Here is a 17,179-nt window from a genome sequence, read left to right as displayed (position 1 = left end):
AGCGCTTATATGAATATCTTTCAATAAGCGCTGGGAATGAAAGTACGACTGCTTTATTTCCTCCTTTTCAATTTTTTTGTAGTCCATCAAGGGTGTGATAATGCCGGTGGGCAGTGGATAAATTCAGCTAAACCAGAAAGGGGAAAAGTGATATGTTACTAGAAAAGTACAGAAATCTGCAGGATATTCTTCAAAAAATGGAGTCGGTTGTGGTCGCTTTTTCAGGAGGGGTGGACAGCACGTTTTTGCTAAAAGTCGCTATTGATACTCTGGGTTATGATAATGTGTTAGCCGTTACAGCGGATTCTGAAACCTATCCATCGAGTGAGTTGAAAGAAGCCATTATGCTATCAAAATGGATTGGTGCAAAACATCTTGTCATTCAAACTTCGGAGTTGGCCATTCCTGGATATAAAGAAAACAATCAGAATCGCTGTTACTTTTGTAAAAGTAGTTTATTTGACCACCTGCTTCCTATTCTTGAAGAATATGAATTTAATAATATTATTTATGGAGTTATCGCTGATGATGCTAACGAATTTCGTCCAGGCATGAAAGCAGCTAAAGAAAAAGGAATTAGTGGACCTCTTCTAGAAGCCGATTTATTCAAAGAAGAAATAAGAGTATTGTCCAAGCAAGCCGGATTGCCAACCTGGGATAAACCGTCATTTGCTTGCCTATCCTCACGAATAGCATATGGCGATATCATTACGAGGGAAAAATTGACCAAAGTTGATAAATCAGAGGCTTACATAAAATCACTGGATATTCATCAGGTAAGAGTCAGGACCCATGAGGATACTGCCCGAATTGAAGTTGAACCCGATGATATGCCAAGAGTGCTTCAATACCATGCGGCGATCACGAAACGGCTGAAGCAATTTGGATATAAGTATGTATCAATGGATCTCACCGGCTATACAAGCGGAAGTATGAATATGGCGCTTAAAAAGGAAGAGATGTCATGATTGACGATATTTTGGAGCAGGTTCAAAAGGGTTCATTAACAGTTGCGGAAGCCAAGGGAAAACTTGCATCCTATGATAATTTAGGGTTTGTAAAAATCGATCATCATCGCAAAAGGAGACAAGGCTTTCCCGAAATTGTGTTTGGGGAAGGGAAAACAGCTGAACAAATTTTAACGATTGTCCAATCGCTGCGGACAAGGAATGATTCCGTGCTTGTGACTCGTATTTCTCGGGAAAAAGCGGTATTTGTACAAAAAGAATGTAGTGATTTTGAGTATAACGAGATTGCACGGACACTTGCTTGGGTTAGAGAAAAGCCGAAAACTGTTGATTCATATATTGCAATTGTATGCGCCGGGACATCAGATTTGTCTGTTGCTGAAGAAGCAGCCGTGACGGCCGAAACTCTAGGTATTCCTGTCAGGCGTATATACGATGTTGGCGTTGCTGGGCTTCATCGCCTCCTTGATAATATAGACGAAATAAGGGGTGCTACCGTATCAGTTTGTGTCGCGGGAATGGAAGGGGCACTTCCAAGTGTGTTAGGAGGCCTTGTCACGAATCCAATTATTGCTGTGCCGACAAGTATTGGTTACGGTGCTAATTTTAACGGTTTATCGGCCCTTTTATCAATGCTCAATTCATGCGCATCTGGTGTAAGTGTGGTGAACATCGATAATGGATTTGGTGCAGCCTACAATGCAGCGATTATATACAAGCTTGTACATAAAAAGGAGGCCAATTGTGATGAGGACTTTATATTTTGACTGCTTTTCCGGCATAAGCGGAGATATGGTTATTGGTGCGTTGATTGATGCAGGTGCAGACCCTGTACAAATGGAAGAAGAGTTAAAAAAGTTGAACATGGATGAAGAATATAATCTGTCATGGGGGAAGGTCGTCAAAAATGGCATTACGAGTACTAAATTTGATGTCATTCTTACCAGTAAATCAGACCAAACACATGAACATAGCCACAGCCATGAACACGAGCACAGTGATGGACACAGCCACAGTCATGAACACGAGCACAGTCATGGACACGAGCAGAGTCTTGGACATGAACACAACCATAGCCATGTACCTCACACCCATCACGGCAGCCGTACCTACAAACAAATTGTAGAAGCTATCAATGAGGCGAACTTTAATGAATCGGTAGCTAACATGTCACTCGCCATTTTTAAGAAGATTGGTGAAGCGGAAGGACATATACACGGGCTTCCACTGGAAAAAGTACACTTTCATGAAGTAGGGGCGGTAGATTCAATAATAGATATAATCGGGGCTGCAATTTTAATCGATCAGCTAGGTATTGAATCAGTTCAGTCATCAGCCATTCCAACGGGATCTGGACATATACATATTGATCACGGAATATATCCTGTTCCTGCACCTGCCACTCTTGAAATATTAAAGGGGGTACCGATTGCCTCAAACGATATTCGTTCTGAATTAGCAACGCCGACCGGGGCTGCAATCGCTGCGGTTTTAGCTGGGAATTTTGGCTCGCTTCCATCAATGACTGTCGAATCGATTGGCTATGGTGCGGGCTCAAAAACCTTCGAAAATCATCCGAACGTCCTTCGAGTTATCATAGGGGAGACTCAATGAACCGCCCGCCTGATCATGAGCATCTTGATGAACAAATGGTGAAAATGGAAGTGAATCTAGATGATATTTCCGGTGAATGGCTTGGGCATGTTATGGATTTGCTGTTTGAATCAGGAGCAAATGATGTATTTTATACGCCAATCTATATGAAAAAAAATCGACCGGGAGTGTTATTGCAGCTTCTCTGTTCACAGCAGGTGATTTCGAAAATGAAGATGATATTATTTGCTGAAACGACGACTCTCGGTATTCGTTACTACCCGCTTACCGTGCACCGGCTTGAGCGCTCTTTTTTCAATGTGAATACTCAATGGGGGGAAGTCAAGATGAAGAGAGGGATTCATGAGGGATTGACCTTGCAGCAGGCACCTGAATATGAAGATTGCCGTAAAATTGCCTTACAGAACAATATACCTCTTAAAAGGGTGTACGAAGAAGTTTGGAAGTGTCTCGGGGAGGTCAAAGAGAAATGAGTTTGGTGTCGATTCTTACATTAGGATTCCTATTGGGGATAAAGCATTCGTTAGAACCGGATCATGTTATTGCCGTAGCAACGACGGCAGGAAACACGAAAAAATTATCCCGTTCCACTCTAACGGGGGTGTATTGGGGGATAGGCCATACAAGTACGCTGTTTCTTATAGGTGTGCTATTCATTTGGATGAAGGGGGAAATTCCAGAGTCGATAAGCATGACGCTGGAATTCGGCGTTGGAATTATGCTTGTTATGCTAGGGGCGAGAAGTTTATTTAAAGCACGACCTGATATTAAGGACGAGAAAGATAGATTTCGTCCTTATTTGGTGTCTGCTTTAATTGGTTTCGTCCATGGTCTCGCGGGCAGTGCCGCAATGGTCATTTTAACGATGTCGACCGTAACCGGTATTGGCGAGGGAGCCATCTATATCATTATATTTGGCGCAGGGACAATTATTGGCATGCTGTGCTTTACTACCATTCTAGGCATACCGTTTGCTTTGAATGGGAAGGACATCGTTTTAAACCGAATCTTCATCAAGATGGCGGGAGCTATAAGTTTTGCATTCGGAATTTATTATATTTACAAATTGGGTGTAACAGAAGGCTTGTTTGCGCTCTGGGCTAGTTGATTTATTTTATAAGCATGATATTTGACTGTCTAAAGCGAATAGTCAGTCTTTTTTATTATATAAGTTCATCAAACCAAGCTTGATTCCTCAGAAAGAAAAGGCCACAACCGACAATAAGCTTGTCTTTACAGGAACACTTCAATGGACATGTTCAAGCAAATTTTTGGGTATATTGTAACAGATATGAATCTCCAATTATTATTCTGCAATTATTTGTAGTTGAAAGAAGGGAAGGACAATAAAAATAAGATCCTACGACACTGCCATTTTTATAAGAATGGCAGTGTCGTAGGATCTGTTATCATGTTACATAGAAAGTCACGAAATCCAGTTCCGCTCCGGCCGCTAGGCAGATAAACGTTTATTTTTCTTTTGGAGAATCCATATTTCAATTGCACCAGAGCCAAGCAATACTCCTGAAACAATGAAGATAAGTCCAATGAAATGTGCAGGCACAAGGGCTTCATTAAGGAAAAATGCCGCCCCTAACAAAGAGAATAAGGTGTTTAAGTTAAGAAATATGGATGATTCGGCTGCACCTACCTTACCAATGGCATAATTATAGCTCATGTGCCCAAGGGCGGTGGCAAAAATAGCGGAGAAAAAGAAAGCTCCCCAGATGGATGGCGGTGCGGTTGCCAGGGACGATAAGCCCTCTGGTTCCTTCCATAAGCTGATGGCAAAAAGAATAAAAGACCCGATCAGCATCATGTAGCCGGTTAATAATCGTGGATCCATTGTTTTTGAGGCTTTATTTATGAGGATGAAACTCAATGCCTGTGAAAGAATGGAAAGCAAAATATCCACATCCCCAAGATTAATAGAATGAATTCCTCCGCTTCCTGCCATAACGGTAAAACTCACACCCAGGGAACCGCATATAAAGCCAAGCCGCTTGATTAACGTAGGTTTTTTTCGAAAGAAAATCATGGTTAAAATGACAGTCAATATTGGCCCCATGCCCAAAATCAATCCAGCATTCGAGGCGGATGTCTTCGTCAATCCCTCAGCTAAAAAATAATGATGAAAAACGACACTCAAAAGTGCTCCTCCAAAAACGTAAAAAAGTTCACTTTTTTTAGGAAGGCGTATTAGTCCAAAGAAGAATAGGATAATAATGACGATAAGAGAAGCAGTAAAAATTCTCATAGATGTTATCGTTACGGGCTGCGTATGCGCAACTAAAATTTTAATAACTGAGACATTTAACCCCCATGTAATCATTATTCCGGTAAGTAAGATGTATATTTTCAAAAAACTCATTCCAAACAACCTTTCAAACTTATTTAACAATTGATATATTATACAACTTTCTCCCAAATTAATAGCAAAGAGTAAATTTGATCGAAAAAAATCTGAAACTGTCAATCATTTAAAGATGAAACAGTTCTTGTTCGTTTTCCACAATATGGTTTTTTTATCGTAAATTTAGCTGAAATATCATCTGGAAAAGTATGGAATAAAAATAAAATTACAAATTATCAAACTTTTCTATTGTTTTTGATAGGGTTTTCATTTACAATTTCCTTATGATTTACCAAACCGGTTTAGTAATTAACTAAATCGATTTAGCTAATAAGCATAATGAAAGTGATATGATCAAATGTTTTTGTTTCCATTTGTGAATGTTCGCAAGAAGGAGGTACTGTATTGTCATCAAAATATGGTGTTTTAACGCTGGGCGACGCCATGATCACGCTAAATCCGGAAGAGACAGGACCTTTAAGATTCGTTAACCGTTTTGAGCGAAAAGTAGGGGGCGCTGAACTGAATTTTGCGATTGGCTGTGCAAGGCTAGGCTTGCGGTCAAAATGGATAAGCCGTTTAGGCAAGGATGAGTTCGGTAAAGTTATTTATAATTTCGCTCGTGGGGAAGGCGTGGACATGAGTGATGTGGCCTATGTAAATGGATATCCAACATCTCTTAACTTTAAAGAAATTCGGGAAGATGGTTCCGGAAAGACATTTTATTACCGCTATCAATCTCCCATTTTAACTTTAAAGCCTGGAGATATAACAGAGAAGATGTTTGAAGGGATTGATATAGTCCACCTTACTGGAGTATTTTTGGCTATAGATCCGAAAAATATCAACATTGCCAAGAGGGTAATGGAAATTGCAAAACAAAAAAATATACCTGTTTCTTTTGATCCGAATATCCGCTTAAAGCTATGGTCCATCGAGGAAGCAAGGTCAGTTTACTATGATATTTTTCCATATGTTGATATTTTGCTTACAGGTTTAGATGAAATAAGATTGATCATCGGTACTGACTCAAAAGAATCTTTGGCTGAATTCGCGAAGGTGAATGCTATTGATCAGCTTGTCATTAAGGACGGGAAACAAGGTTCAAAACTATATACCAAAAGTGAATGGCATGAAAAAGAAGCTTTCCCTGTAATACCTGTAGATACAGTTGGTGCAGGAGATGGTTATGATGCCGGTTATATTTACGGATACCTTAATGGTTTATCAATTGATGAAAGATTGGCATTCGCAAATGGTGTAGGAGCTCTTGTCACCACTGTTGCAGGGGACAATGAAGGATTACCATATTTGGATGAAGTAATGCCTTTCATACAGAATGAGATTGTAATAGAAAGATAGTAGGCTGAAAGAAATGGGGAGAGAAAATGGCAACAGTAACGATACAAGCAGAGGAAGCAAAACGATTAGTTATAAAGCAGCTGACCAAAGTGGGTTTGAATGAAGAAACTGCCGGGAAAATTGCGGAAGTATTGGTTCATGCCGATCTCAGAAATGTCAATTCCCATGGTGTTTTGCGAACAGAGCATTATGTGAACCGTTTACAGGCAGGGGGTATAAATCCCGAAGCCCAGATTTCCTTCCAAAAGACAGGGCCCGTTACCGGTGTAGTTGATGGAGATGATGGATTTGGGCATGTGATCAGCGACGTGGCCATGGACCATGCAATCGATATGGCGAGAGAAAATGGCGTGGGCATGGTGACTGTTTTTAATAGCAGCCATTGCGGAGCACTAAGTTATTTCGTTCAAAAAGCCGCTGATGCAAAGTTGATTGGCATCGCGATGTCACATACCGATAAAATTGTCGTCCCGTTCGGAGGAAAAACATCATTTCTTGGTACCAACCCAATCGCTTACGGAGTTCCTGCCAAAACGAAGAAACCCTATATTCTTGATATGGCAACATCCAATGTTGCATGGGGGAAAATTCTCCAGGCACGCGAAGAAGGAAAGGAAATCCCTGAAGGATGGGGTGTCGATGAAAATGGAGCTGCAGTCACGGATCCGAATAAAGTCGTTTCCCTTTCCACTTTCGGAGGCCCGAAAGGCTATGGTCTATCGGTAATTGTAGATGTGTTTTCTGGATTATTGGCCGGTGCGGCATTTGGTCCGCACATTGGGAAAATGTATGACGATCTTGATAAGAAACGGAAGCTGGGGCATTATTTTTGTGTAATTAATCCTTCATTCTTTACTGATACTGATATATTTTTAGAGCAAATGGATCAAATGATTGAAGAGCTGAAACAGGTTGAACCTGCTCCAGGGGTCGATCGCGTATATGTACCGGGTGAGATTGAACAGATCAATGAAGAAAAAAACCTGAAACATGGTATTACGATAGCATCAAGTGTTTATGAATTTCTTACAAAGTAGGTGGGAGAAATGAAAGCGGTTCAAGTACGGAAAGCTCATGAACTTATCATACAAGAAGTGGAAAAACCACGGATTTCGAACTCGACGGATGTCCTTGTAAAAGTGAAAAGAGTCGGGATTTGCGGATCGGATATGCATATTTACCATGGTACGAATCCTCTTGCTACGCTGCCGCGAGTCGTCGGGCATGAAGTAGCGGGAGAAGTTGTGGAGATTGGACAAGGCGTCTTGGGCATAAAAGTTGGAGACCATGTTGTTATTGAGCCCATCAGTTACTGCGGGAAGTGTTACGCCTGCCGCAAAGGCCGCCAAAATGTTTGTGAAAAACTGTCCGTTTTTGGCGTACATGAAGATGGTGGTATGAGAGAATGGTTCGTCCTTCCCGAGAAACAATTACATGTTGTGGATTCCGCGTTGGCTTGGGAAGAAATAGTATTGGCTGAGCCATATACAATCGGAGCACAGGCGGTTTGGAGAGGTGAAGTGGAGGAAGGGGAAACAGTGCTTATCCAGGGAGCTGGGCCTATTGGGATTTGCATATTAAAGATGGCAAAGCTTCAAGGAGCATCAGTGATGATCACGGATTTAAGTGAGGAACGTTTGGAATTCGCTAAAGAAAGCGGCGCTGATATCATTGTCCATGCGGGAAAAGAAGATGTTCAAAAACGAGTGGAAGAATGGACGAATGGAGAAGGTGCCAACGTCGTCATTGATGCAGTATGCTTGCCGATGACATTTGAATTGTCCTTTGATGTCGTATCAACGGCGGGCCGGATTGTCGTACTCGGTTTTGATGAACGGCCTGCATCAGTTTCCCAACTCCCAATCACTAAAAAGGAAGTCTCGGTTAAAGGATCTAGGTTGCAAACCAATCAGTTCCCAAAAGTAGTTAAACTTTTAAATGAAGGAAAACTCAGACAAGAAGGTTTAATTACCCACACATTTTCTCTGGATGATATCCAGGAGGCATTTAATTTTGTGGAAAATCATCCCGAACAAGTTCGAAAAGCGATCATCGTTTTTAATTAAAGGGGGGCAGGATTTATGGACAAACATTCAATCATTCATCGAATAAAGGAAACGAAAGTTGTAGCTGTTATCCGGGGACAGGATGCAAAGGAAGCGGCACAACTGTCTAAAGCAGCTGTGGAAGGCGGTGTTCGGGCAATAGAATTGACTTATACAACACCGGGAATTGAAGAAGCTTTCAAAGAACTGCAGAATACGGATGCACTCTTAGGAGCAGGATCGGTACTTGATTCTGAAACGGCCCGACATGCGATTTTAGCTGGTGCCAATTTTATCGTCAGTCCCTATTTTGTCAAGGGAGTAGCCGAACTTTGTAATCGATACGGCATTCCCTATATGCCTGGTTGCATGACAATCAAAGAAATGGCTACGGCAATGGAAGCAGGTTGTGATGTTTTGAAGTTATTTCCGGCAAACCATTTTGAACCGTCTTTCATCAAGTCGGTTAATGGTCCACTGCCTAATGTAAGAATCATGCCAACCGGCGGAATTAATTTGGATAACATGAAGGACTGGCTGAATGCAGGTGCGGTAGCAATCGGGATCGGCAGTGATTTGAACAAAGCCTATCTAAATGGCGGCTATGAAGCAGCAGTGGAATTAAGCGGAAAATATATGCAAAAGATTGCGGAATGACGGAGGTGCATGATGAACATTACATTTAGATGGTATGGGAAAGACAATGATACCGTTACATTGGAGCACATTAAACAGATTCCTGGTGTGAAAGGGATTGTTTGGGCACTACACCAAAAACCTGTTGGTGAGGTATGGGAAAAGGAAGAAATTAAAGAAGAAATCGAATATATCCAATCATTTGGTTTTCACACGGATGTTGTAGAAAGTGTAAATGTCCATGAATCGATTAAATTGGGTAACGAAGACCGCATGATATATATTGAGAAATACAAAGAGACGATCCGAAATCTCTCGGAAGCTGGAGTGAAAGTCATTTGCTATAACTTCATGCCGATTTTTGATTGGACTCGTACGGAAATGTTCCATCCTTTGGAAGATGGCTCAACTGCCCTATTTTATGAAAAGGCGAAAGTGGATACGTTAGAACCGCAAGATTTGATTCGTACTGTGACGGAAGCTTCCGATTTAACTTTACCAGGTTGGGAACCAGAAAAGATGGATCGAATTTCTGAATTATTCGAAGCTTACAAAACTGTCGACGAAGAGCAGTTATGGGCGAATCTTGAAATTTTCCTAAAAGAAATATTACCTGTTGCCGAAGCTTGCGGCATTAAAATGGCTATTCATCCGGATGATCCGCCATGGTCCATTTTTGGCTTGCCAAGAATCATCACCGGAGAATCGAGCTATGAAAAACTGATCTCGATTTCGGACTCACCGTCGAATGCGTTCACCATGTGTACAGGCTCGATGGGGGCAAACCCTGAAAATGATATGGTCCAAGTGGCTAAAAAGTATGCAAACCGTTCGCCTTTCTCCCATATTCGAAATGTGAAGATTTATGAAAATGGTGACTTTGTCGAAACATCCCATCATACCCAGGATGGATCCATCAATATACAGGGCGTCGTGGAAGAACTGAATAAGCAGAATTATACAGGTTATGTCAGACCAGATCATGGCCGCCATATTTGGGGTGAAGATTGTCGCCCAGGTTACGGTTTATATGACCGAGCATTGGGCATCATGTATTTGCTCGGATTATGGGATGCATATGAAGCTGGTAAATCAGGTGGGAAATCATGATTCCCATCCATGAAAACTTATCGAATAGGGTGGCAGTGATCACTGGAGGCAGCGGTGTTTTATGTTCGAAAATGGCTGTGGAATTGGCCCGTCATGGTGTCAGGATAGCTATATTGAACAGATCGGCCGAAAAAGGGAAAGAAGTGGTCGAACTCATTGAACAAAAAGGGGGCACTGCGATATCCATAGCAGCAGACGTTTTGGATAGAGCCTCATTGGAGAATGCAAGAGGAAAAATAATAGAAGCGTTTGGAAGAGTGGATCTATTAATAAATGGAGCTGGAGGCAATCATCCTGATGCCATTACAGCTCCAGAGAAATATGGGGAAGAAGCGGAAGGGAAATCCTTTTTTGATTTAGATGAAAATGGTTTCTCCCAGGTTTTTGCCAGTAATTTCACCGGTACATTTTTGGCCAGTCAGGTTTTTGGGAAAGAGTTATTGCAAGTGGAAGCACCGGTTATCGTAAATGTATCTTCCATGAGTGCCTACGCTCCGATGACTAAAGTGCCAGCATACAGTGCGGCCAAAGCTTCGATAAATAATTTTACGATGTGGATGGCTGTACATTTTGCCGAAGCAGGTTTACGGGTGAATGCCATTGCTCCAGGATTCTTTTTGACGAAGCAAAATCGGGATCTTCTGCTTAATGAAGATGGCAGTCTGACAGCAAGGTCTAATAAAATCATTACTTCAACACCCATGAAGCGTTTTGGGCAGCCTGAAGACTTACTTGGAACGTTGCTTTGGCTCGCTGATGAATCCTACTCGGGCTTTGTCACTGGAATTACGGTACCGGTCGATGGTGGTTTCATGGCATACTCCGGCGTCTGAATTCAGCTCCTATAAAAAGGCAAACAAGTTAACGTGATAAATTAGTTCCATGGTATTGGAAATTGACTTTTTTACTGCATCAGAAGGTGATTGTAAAGCTTTACTTATTATAATAGAATATTCCTTATATATTGAAATCACACGACAGGGATGAATGAAATGAAAACCATTACAATTACTGATGTCGCCAATCACGCGAAAGTATCAAAAAGCACAGTTTCCCAATACCTGAACAAACGCTATGAATATATGAGTGAAAAAACCAGGAAAAAAATTGAAGAAACAATCGAAGAGTTAAACTATCAGCCTAATATAATAGCGCGCAGTTTAAAACAAAAGTCCACTTTTACCGTTGGGGTAGTGGTTGCCAATATCCTTCACACGTTTTCAACGCAAGTTATTAGAGCGATAGAAAACTACTTTTATGAACAAGGGTTCCATATTATCGTATGCAATGCGGATGACAATCCTGAAAAGGAAAAGAATTATATTGAAATGCTAAGAGCTAAACAAGTGGATGGGATCATCATTTTCCCCACAGGGGACAATCTTGATTTATATCGACGGATGAAGAGTGATCAATTCCCGATTGTATTCATGGATAGGACAATCCAAGAATTGAATATCGCTACAGTCATGCTCGATAATCACCTTGCTTCCAAGTTAGCGATCGATCGATTTATTGAAAAGGGTTTTGAAAACATTGCAATCATAACCACTTCAATAATACGCGATATCAGCCCTCGAATCGAACGGATCCAAGGGTATAAGGATTCACTCGCGTCACATGGGATACCAGTCAATTCTGAATATATAAAAACCGTGAATGCAGACGAAATTCCGCTTGCGCTTTCAGAATTTTTCGAATTGGAAAAGCCGCCTCAAGCCATATTGGCAGGAAATGATATCGTACTTAATGAAGTATTGCGTTATATGAAACAGCATGAAATCCATATACCTGATGACATAGCGGTCATAGGCATCGATGATGTACCATATGCCAGTTTCTATACACCGACCATCACAACGGTTAATCAGCCAGCCATTGAAATGGCCAACTTGGCAGCGGAGTTACTGCTTAGTCAAATCAATAAAACAGGAAAAGAGGATACAAGCGTGCATCGCTTGAAACCGACTTTGCTAACAAGAAATTCTTGCTAAAAATGGTTGTAAGATTCCTGTAAAAAAGGAAGCGCTTTTTTACAGGAATTCTAAACCGATTTAGTTATAGATCTTTAGGTTTTACTCTTGGTTATTAAATGGAAACGTTTCCAAAAATGCTGCTGCATTTACAGAAATGTATAGGGGGGTACTTTATGTTTTCAAATGGTAGAGGAATGGTTATCGTATTCTTGTTCTTGGCAGGCGTAATAAATTATCTGGACCGATCTGCACTGTCCATTGCAGCTCCGTTCATTCAAGATGATTTATCTTTAACAGCCACACAGATGGGAATTATCTTTAGTAGCTTTTCCGTTGGTTATGCCGTATTTAACTTCCTTGGAGGCATGGCGTCCGATAAATGGGGAGCGAAGCTTACGCTTTTCGTGGCGATGATCGTTTGGTCTTTATTCAGTGGTGCGCTTGTACTTGCTGTCGGTTTTGCCAGTATGATCGTCATCCGTATCCTGTTTGGGATGGGCGAAGGCCCTCTTTCGGCAACCATCAATAAAATGGTGAATAACTGGTTCCCGGCAAATCAACGGGCATCTGTCGTTGGTTTGACGAATAGCGGGACGCCGCTTGGTGGCGCCATTGCAGGTCCGATAGTTGGATTCATTGCCATCTCTTATGGATGGAGAGTTTCTTTCATTGCCATAATGGTAATTGGTCTTATATGGGCGATTTGCTGGTGGAAGTTCGTTAAAGAAAAACCAGAAGAGTCAAAAGAACAGAAGCATACAGGAAAATCTTATGTAGCGGCAACATCGGAAGGGAAATTGAAATTCACCTTCTATTTAAAACAAAAAACGGTTTTATTTACAGCTCTAGCCTTTTTTTCTTACAACTACATTCTCTTCTTTTTCTTAACTTGGTTCCCAAGCTATTTGGTGGATGCACGCGGGCTAAGTGTAGAAAATATGAGTATCATTACAGTGATTCCTTGGATTTTTGGATTCATCGGACTAGCTTTGGGTGGATTCGTGTCAGATTTCTTCTATAAAAAATTCGCACAAAAAGGTGTTTTATTCTCACGCAAGCTAGTGCTAGTAACATGTTTGTTCTTATCGGCGTTATGTATCGGTTTTGCTGGACTTGTATCCACAACAGTCAGTGCAGTAACGCTTGTCGCACTTTCCGTCTTCTTCCTATATTTGACTGGTGCCATTTACTGGGCCATCGTCAACGATGTCGTCGACCCTGGTAATGTTGGTTCTGTTGGTGGTTTTATGCATTTCTTGGCAAATACAGCAGGAATCATCGGACCGACGTTAACAGGGTACATTGTCGATACCTCAGGCACATACACAGTTGCATTCTTGCTTGCAGGTGGATTGGCAGTTGTTGCCTCGCTAGCGGTCATCCGTTTTGTACGACCGATAGTAAAGCCTGCGTAATAGATTGTTAGAATGGAAGTGTCTCCCAAGTGGAAGACACTTCCATTTTTCATTTGTATTAGGCATGCCTAGCGGATCCTATTTTCTTTTCGAAATGTAGCTGGTGTCTTTTCATTGTATTTCTTAAAGGTACGATAAAATTGGGGCATGCTTTCAAAACCACACATTTCGGCAATATGGGCAATGGTGTGATTCGTTTCCAGTAAAAGTTCCTTTGCCTTTATGATCCTTTTCGTGTTTAGATACACGACTAACCCAATTCCAGTCGTTTCCTTAAAAACCCTGCTAAAATGTGCGGGACTGACCAATGCTTTTTGTGCAAGTATCGTCAGCGTCAATGGTTCATCCATATGTTCATTAATATAGATTAAAATATCTTTCATCCATTCTGAACTATAGCTCTTGCCCTCGGATAATTCTTGTTTGCCATTTATCCGGATACGGTATAAATCAAGTATAATCTGATGAACGGTCAGCAAACAAGCATGCCTCGAGCCCATCGATCGGCTATTCGTTTCTTGCAGGATGAGTTCTAGCTGTTCTTCCATCTTAACTTGTTTCTTTTGCGGCAATGATATTTTATAGTTCTTACTCTTTTTTGTCAGATCAAACAAATGTAAATATGAAAAAGAATCATCAACCATATCTTTATATATTAATGTGGGACTGAAAAAGATAATGGTGGAGGTAACAGGGTCGTCCTTATTCGGTAAAGCCCTATGAATGGTATTATTCGGGATCAGGAATACATCCCCTTGCTGCATATCATAAAACACATCACCGATAAAAAAGGTCCCTTTACCGTTATAAACATAAACAATTTCATAATGGTCATGCATATGATCGGACAATTCATTCTGGGGACTTTTCGTATCTTGATAGACAAAAGAAAATGGGAAGAGTAAATCATGATTTAATGCATTATGGATTTTTTTCATTTGTTCATCTCCTGAAAGTATAATACAACAAGAATGAGTATATTTATAGCAAAATACGCAATTAATATTTCAAAAATTGATGTTAAAATTAATAGAGGATTTGAAAATTAAAAAAATTCAAGGGAAAAATGAAAGGGCTTTCGGAATGGATTTACGTTACCTTTAGAACTTTTTCACTCATGATAAGGAGGGAACAAAATGAATAAATTTGTTCAATTGCATTCAAACGATGATGTTGTTATTTCCTTGGAGGGGATTCAGAAAGGACAGAGCCTCCAGATTCAAACAAAAGATAGGGGAATGATCCATATCAAGGCACGTGATGACATTCCTAAAGGGCATAAAATGTTAGTGAATCCGGTTAAGCGAGGGGAGGACGTAATCAAATTTGGCTACTCGATCGGAAAAGCTAAAGAAGATCTCTCCATTGGAGATTGGGTTCACACCCATAATCTGACATCCGGTTTGCATGGCATATTGGATTACTCCTATCAACCTAGCAGACAAAAAACAAAAGAACCCAGTCAAAATCATACCTTCCAAGGATATATACGTGAAAATGGGGAAGTAGGTATCCGGAATGAAATCTGGATCATCAATACGGTAGGCTGTATCAATAAAACATGTGAACTTCTCGCCAAAATGGGCAGTGAGCAATTTAAAGATCGTCAAATCGATGGAATTCATCACTTTTCCCACCCCTACGGTTGTTCTCAATTGGGAGATGATTTGACCCATACGCAGAAACTATTGGCAGCCTTGGCTCAACATCCAAATGCAGCAGGGGTTTTAGTTGTAGGATTAGGGTGTGAGAACAATCAAATCGAAGCATTTAAAGAAGTTATAGGCGAATTTCCTCCAAGTCGGATTAAATTTTTAAAAGCCCAGGAGGTTCAAGATGAATTGGAGAGCGGCTTACGTTTAATGGGGGAACTAGTTGACTATGCGGAAGGGTTCGTACGCCAGAACGTACCAGTTTCAAAGTTGAAAATAGGCTTGAAATGCGGTGGTTCCGATGGTTTTTCAGGCATTACTGCTAATCCATTGGTTGGTGCGGTTTCTGACTTAATTGTGGAAAATGGCGGGACCACGATATTGACAGAGGTTCCTGAGATGTTTGGAGCGGAAACGATATTGATGAACAGGGCGAGGGATGAAGAAACCTTTAAGAAAATCGTTGGCCTTATAAATGATTTCAAACAGTATTTCATTCGCCATGATCAAGAAATTTATGAAAACCCTTCACCTGGAAACAAGGAAGGCGGCATAAGTACACTGGAGGAAAAATCACTTGGATGTACACAAAAAGGGGGACATGCCACTGTAGTGGATGTAAGCCCATATGGACAACGAGTAGAGAAGCATGGTTTGAATTTAATCAATTCTCCTGGAAATGACCTGATTTCGGTGACGGCTTTGGCAGCAGCAGGCGCACATATCGTTCTATTCACTACAGGAAGAGGAACACCATTCGGCGGACCGGTGCCAACTGTAAAAATAGCCACGAATTCGGATTTAGCCGATCGTAAAAAGCACTGGATTGATTATAATGCCGGCCGGTTGATAGAAGGCCAAAAGATCGATGAATTAAAGGACGATTTATTCCATTACATTCTTGAGCTTTCATCCGGTAAAAAGAAAACGAATAATGAAAAATTCGGGTATAGGGAGATTAGCATCTTTAAAGAAGGTGTCATTCTCTAATAGTACAAGGTTTCTATTAAGCTATAAAAAAGGAGTGTTAATCATGAAAAGTATCGTTTGTGAACAACCTTTTGAATTTAAGATGATACAGTCGGAAAAACCCGTACCAAACTCAGGGGAAGCTTTGATTCGTGTGCGGCGAATAGGTATATGCGGTACGGATATCCATGCCTATGGAGGCAATCAACCCTTTTTTAGCTATCCCCGAATACTTGGCCATGAATTATCCGGTTATATTGAGTCCATACCGGAAAATGAATCTGGGCTTAATGTCGGGGATCAAGTATCGATCATCCCCTATATGGAATGTGGAGAATGCCTGGCTTGCAGAAGTGGAAAAACGAACTGCTGTACGGATATGAAAGTGTTGGGTGTACATGCTGAAGGCGGCATGAGTGAGTGGATTACGGTTCCTTATAATCATTTGGTGAAAACAGAGGGTCTCACACTTGATCAATCCGCAATGGTAGAGCCATTAAGTATCGGGGCTCACGCAGTTAGGCGTGCCGCTATTCATAAAGGGGAATTTGCACTAGTGATTGGTGCTGGTCCCATTGGTTTGGGAGTCATGGCATTCGCTAAAGAACAGGGTGCGAAGGTGATCGCAATGGATGTAAATGATGAACGCCTTGCGTTTGCTGGCAAATGGGCAAATGTCGATTATACTTTGAACGTTATGGAGAATCCAATGGAGAAATTGGCCCAATTGACGAATGGAGATATGCCAAGCGTGGTATTTGATGCTACAGGTAATGCTAAGTCAATGATGGAGTCTTTTAAATATCCTGCTCACGGCGGAAGATTGATTTATGTAGGTTTAGTTAAAGCAAATATTTCCTTCAATGATCCTGAATTCCACAGTAAAGAGCTTACATTGATGGGAAGCCGCAATGCAACAAGGGATGACTTTGATTATGTCGTGAATACGCTGAAAAATGATTTATTGGATATGATCCAGTATATTACACACCGCACACATATGGATGAAATGATCAATCAATTTGAAAGATGGTTAACTCCTGAAGCTAAAGTGATCAAGGCGATTGTCGAAATATAAG

General features: G+C 41.1%; 17 protein-coding genes. 15 read left to right on the top strand and 2 right to left on the bottom strand.

What is annotated here, in order from left to right; translation table 11 throughout:
• The first annotated feature begins 152 nt into the window (after nucleotides 1-152).
• The 5 genes from larE to OTG27_RS21805 are packed head-to-tail and all read left to right on the top strand — an operon-like array spanning nucleotide 153 to nucleotide 3,690.
• Entirely contained in the window at nucleotides 153-968 is an 816-nt protein-coding gene (larE, locus tag OTG27_RS21825; protein ID WP_268938091.1) for an ATP-dependent sacrificial sulfur transferase LarE, read from the top strand.
• The gene (gene larB / locus OTG27_RS21820; RefSeq protein ID WP_268938090.1) at nucleotides 965-1,735 is read left to right on the top strand and encodes a nickel pincer cofactor biosynthesis protein LarB; all 771 of its coding nucleotides are present in this window, start codon (nucleotides 965-967) and stop codon (nucleotides 1,733-1,735) included. Before larE ends, larB begins: the two co-directional genes overlap by 4 nt.
• Nucleotides 1,716-2,582 carry a nickel pincer cofactor biosynthesis protein LarC gene (gene larC, locus OTG27_RS21815; protein WP_268938089.1) on the top strand — a complete coding sequence of 289 codons (867 nt, stop codon included), beginning with the start codon at nucleotides 1,716-1,718 and terminating at the stop codon, nucleotides 2,580-2,582. Before larB ends, larC begins: the two co-directional genes overlap by 20 nt.
• Nucleotides 2,579-3,055 (top strand): nickel pincer cofactor biosynthesis protein LarC2, encoded by a 477-nt coding sequence (gene larC2, locus OTG27_RS21810; RefSeq protein ID WP_145505420.1) that lies wholly within the window; start codon nucleotides 2,579-2,581, stop codon nucleotides 3,053-3,055. The genes larC and larC2 overlap by 4 nt, the downstream gene beginning before the upstream one ends.
• Entirely contained in the window at nucleotides 3,052-3,690 is a 639-nt protein-coding gene (locus tag OTG27_RS21805; RefSeq protein WP_268938088.1) for a DUF4833 domain-containing protein, read from the top strand. Before larC2 ends, OTG27_RS21805 begins: the two co-directional genes overlap by 4 nt.
• A gap of 345 nt (nucleotides 3,691-4,035) precedes the next feature.
• Here the strand turns inward: OTG27_RS21805 and OTG27_RS21800 are convergent, their stop codons facing one another.
• Nucleotides 4,036-4,953, bottom strand: a complete 918-nt coding sequence (locus OTG27_RS21800) for a DMT family transporter (RefSeq protein ID WP_268938087.1) — start codon at nucleotides 4,951-4,953, stop codon at nucleotides 4,036-4,038.
• Between the two features lie 387 nt (nucleotides 4,954-5,340).
• On the opposite strand from OTG27_RS21800, the gene OTG27_RS21795 reads away from it, so the two are divergent.
• From OTG27_RS21795 to OTG27_RS21760, 8 genes are all read left to right on the top strand, one after another.
• Nucleotides 5,341-6,297: a sugar kinase gene (locus tag OTG27_RS21795; protein ID WP_268938086.1), complete on the top strand. Its 957-nt coding sequence runs from the start codon at nucleotides 5,341-5,343 to the stop codon at nucleotides 6,295-6,297.
• Between the two features lie 26 nt (nucleotides 6,298-6,323).
• Entirely contained in the window at nucleotides 6,324-7,334 is a 1,011-nt protein-coding gene (gene allD / locus OTG27_RS21790; RefSeq protein WP_268938085.1) for an ureidoglycolate dehydrogenase, read from the top strand.
• Nucleotides 7,335-7,343: 9 nt separating this feature from the next.
• The gene (locus tag OTG27_RS21785) at nucleotides 7,344-8,363 is read left to right on the top strand and encodes a zinc-binding alcohol dehydrogenase family protein (RefSeq protein WP_268938084.1); all 1,020 of its coding nucleotides are present in this window, start codon (nucleotides 7,344-7,346) and stop codon (nucleotides 8,361-8,363) included.
• A 15-nt stretch (nucleotides 8,364-8,378) separates the two neighbouring features.
• On the top strand, nucleotides 8,379-8,999 hold the full coding sequence (locus tag OTG27_RS21780; RefSeq protein ID WP_268938083.1) for a bifunctional 2-keto-4-hydroxyglutarate aldolase/2-keto-3-deoxy-6-phosphogluconate aldolase: 621 nt from the start codon (nucleotides 8,379-8,381) through the stop codon (nucleotides 8,997-8,999).
• 12 nt (nucleotides 9,000-9,011) lie between these two features.
• A complete protein-coding gene (uxuA, locus tag OTG27_RS21775) occupies nucleotides 9,012-10,088 on the top strand; it encodes a mannonate dehydratase (protein ID WP_054395679.1) in 1,077 nt (358 codons plus the stop codon).
• Nucleotides 10,085-10,921 (top strand): SDR family oxidoreductase, encoded by an 837-nt coding sequence (locus tag OTG27_RS21770; RefSeq protein WP_268565272.1) that lies wholly within the window; start codon nucleotides 10,085-10,087, stop codon nucleotides 10,919-10,921. The genes uxuA and OTG27_RS21770 overlap by 4 nt, the downstream gene beginning before the upstream one ends.
• Before the next feature lie 159 nt (nucleotides 10,922-11,080).
• Nucleotides 11,081-12,082 (top strand): LacI family DNA-binding transcriptional regulator, encoded by a 1,002-nt coding sequence (locus OTG27_RS21765; protein ID WP_268565271.1) that lies wholly within the window; start codon nucleotides 11,081-11,083, stop codon nucleotides 12,080-12,082.
• Nucleotides 12,083-12,237: 155 nt separating this feature from the next.
• The gene (locus OTG27_RS21760; RefSeq protein WP_098185409.1) at nucleotides 12,238-13,479 is read left to right on the top strand and encodes an MFS transporter; all 1,242 of its coding nucleotides are present in this window, start codon (nucleotides 12,238-12,240) and stop codon (nucleotides 13,477-13,479) included.
• Nucleotides 13,480-13,547: 68 nt separating this feature from the next.
• On the opposite strand, the gene OTG27_RS21755 is transcribed toward OTG27_RS21760, so the two are convergent.
• A complete protein-coding gene (locus OTG27_RS21755; protein ID WP_057277503.1) occupies nucleotides 13,548-14,417 on the bottom strand; it encodes an AraC family transcriptional regulator in 870 nt (289 codons plus the stop codon).
• Between the two features lie 198 nt (nucleotides 14,418-14,615).
• Between OTG27_RS21755 and OTG27_RS21750 the strand changes: the two genes are divergently transcribed.
• Nucleotides 14,616-16,121: a UxaA family hydrolase gene (locus OTG27_RS21750; RefSeq protein ID WP_268938082.1), complete on the top strand. Its 1,506-nt coding sequence runs from the start codon at nucleotides 14,616-14,618 to the stop codon at nucleotides 16,119-16,121.
• A gap of 43 nt (nucleotides 16,122-16,164) precedes the next feature.
• Nucleotides 16,165-17,178 carry a zinc-binding alcohol dehydrogenase family protein gene (locus OTG27_RS21745; protein ID WP_268938081.1) on the top strand — a complete coding sequence of 338 codons (1,014 nt, stop codon included), beginning with the start codon at nucleotides 16,165-16,167 and terminating at the stop codon, nucleotides 17,176-17,178.
• Nucleotide 17,179 lies beyond the last annotated feature (1 nt).

Source organism: Peribacillus sp. AS_2, from assembly GCF_026891895.1.
Taxonomy (GTDB): domain Bacteria; phylum Bacillota; class Bacilli; order Bacillales; family DSM-1321; genus Peribacillus; species Peribacillus frigoritolerans.
Note: the sequence above shows the minus strand (reverse complement) of the source record. Positions and strands in the feature narration are given on the sequence as shown.

Bases quoted from the DNA above. Each gene is read 5' to 3' on its own strand.
- larE (WP_268938091.1), top strand. From the start codon at position 153: ATGTTACTAGAAAAGTACAGAAATCTGCAGGATATTCTTCAAAAAATG.
- OTG27_RS21770 (WP_268565272.1), top strand. From the start codon at position 10,085: ATGATTCCCATCCATGAAAACTTATCGAATAGGGTGGCAGTGATCACT.
- OTG27_RS21780 (WP_268938083.1), top strand. From the start codon at position 8,379: ATGGACAAACATTCAATCATTCATCGAATAAAGGAAACGAAAGTTGTA.
- OTG27_RS21805 (WP_268938088.1), top strand. From the start codon at position 3,052: ATGAGTTTGGTGTCGATTCTTACATTAGGATTCCTATTGGGGATAAAG.
- OTG27_RS21755 (WP_057277503.1), bottom strand. From the start codon at position 14,417: ATGAAAAAAATCCATAATGCATTAAATCATGATTTACTCTTCCCATTT.
- OTG27_RS21765 (WP_268565271.1), top strand. From the start codon at position 11,081: ATGAAAACCATTACAATTACTGATGTCGCCAATCACGCGAAAGTATCA.
- OTG27_RS21800 (WP_268938087.1), bottom strand. From the start codon at position 4,953: ATGAGTTTTTTGAAAATATACATCTTACTTACCGGAATAATGATTACA.
- OTG27_RS21785 (WP_268938084.1), top strand. From the start codon at position 7,344: ATGAAAGCGGTTCAAGTACGGAAAGCTCATGAACTTATCATACAAGAA.
- allD (WP_268938085.1), top strand. From the start codon at position 6,324: ATGGCAACAGTAACGATACAAGCAGAGGAAGCAAAACGATTAGTTATA.
- OTG27_RS21760 (WP_098185409.1), top strand. From the start codon at position 12,238: ATGTTTTCAAATGGTAGAGGAATGGTTATCGTATTCTTGTTCTTGGCA.
- OTG27_RS21745 (WP_268938081.1), top strand. From the start codon at position 16,165: ATGAAAAGTATCGTTTGTGAACAACCTTTTGAATTTAAGATGATACAG.
- larC (WP_268938089.1), top strand. From the start codon at position 1,716: ATGAGGACTTTATATTTTGACTGCTTTTCCGGCATAAGCGGAGATATG.
- uxuA (WP_054395679.1), top strand. From the start codon at position 9,012: ATGAACATTACATTTAGATGGTATGGGAAAGACAATGATACCGTTACA.
- OTG27_RS21750 (WP_268938082.1), top strand. From the start codon at position 14,616: ATGAATAAATTTGTTCAATTGCATTCAAACGATGATGTTGTTATTTCC.
- larC2 (WP_145505420.1), top strand. From the start codon at position 2,579: ATGAACCGCCCGCCTGATCATGAGCATCTTGATGAACAAATGGTGAAA.
- larB (WP_268938090.1), top strand. From the start codon at position 965: ATGATTGACGATATTTTGGAGCAGGTTCAAAAGGGTTCATTAACAGTT.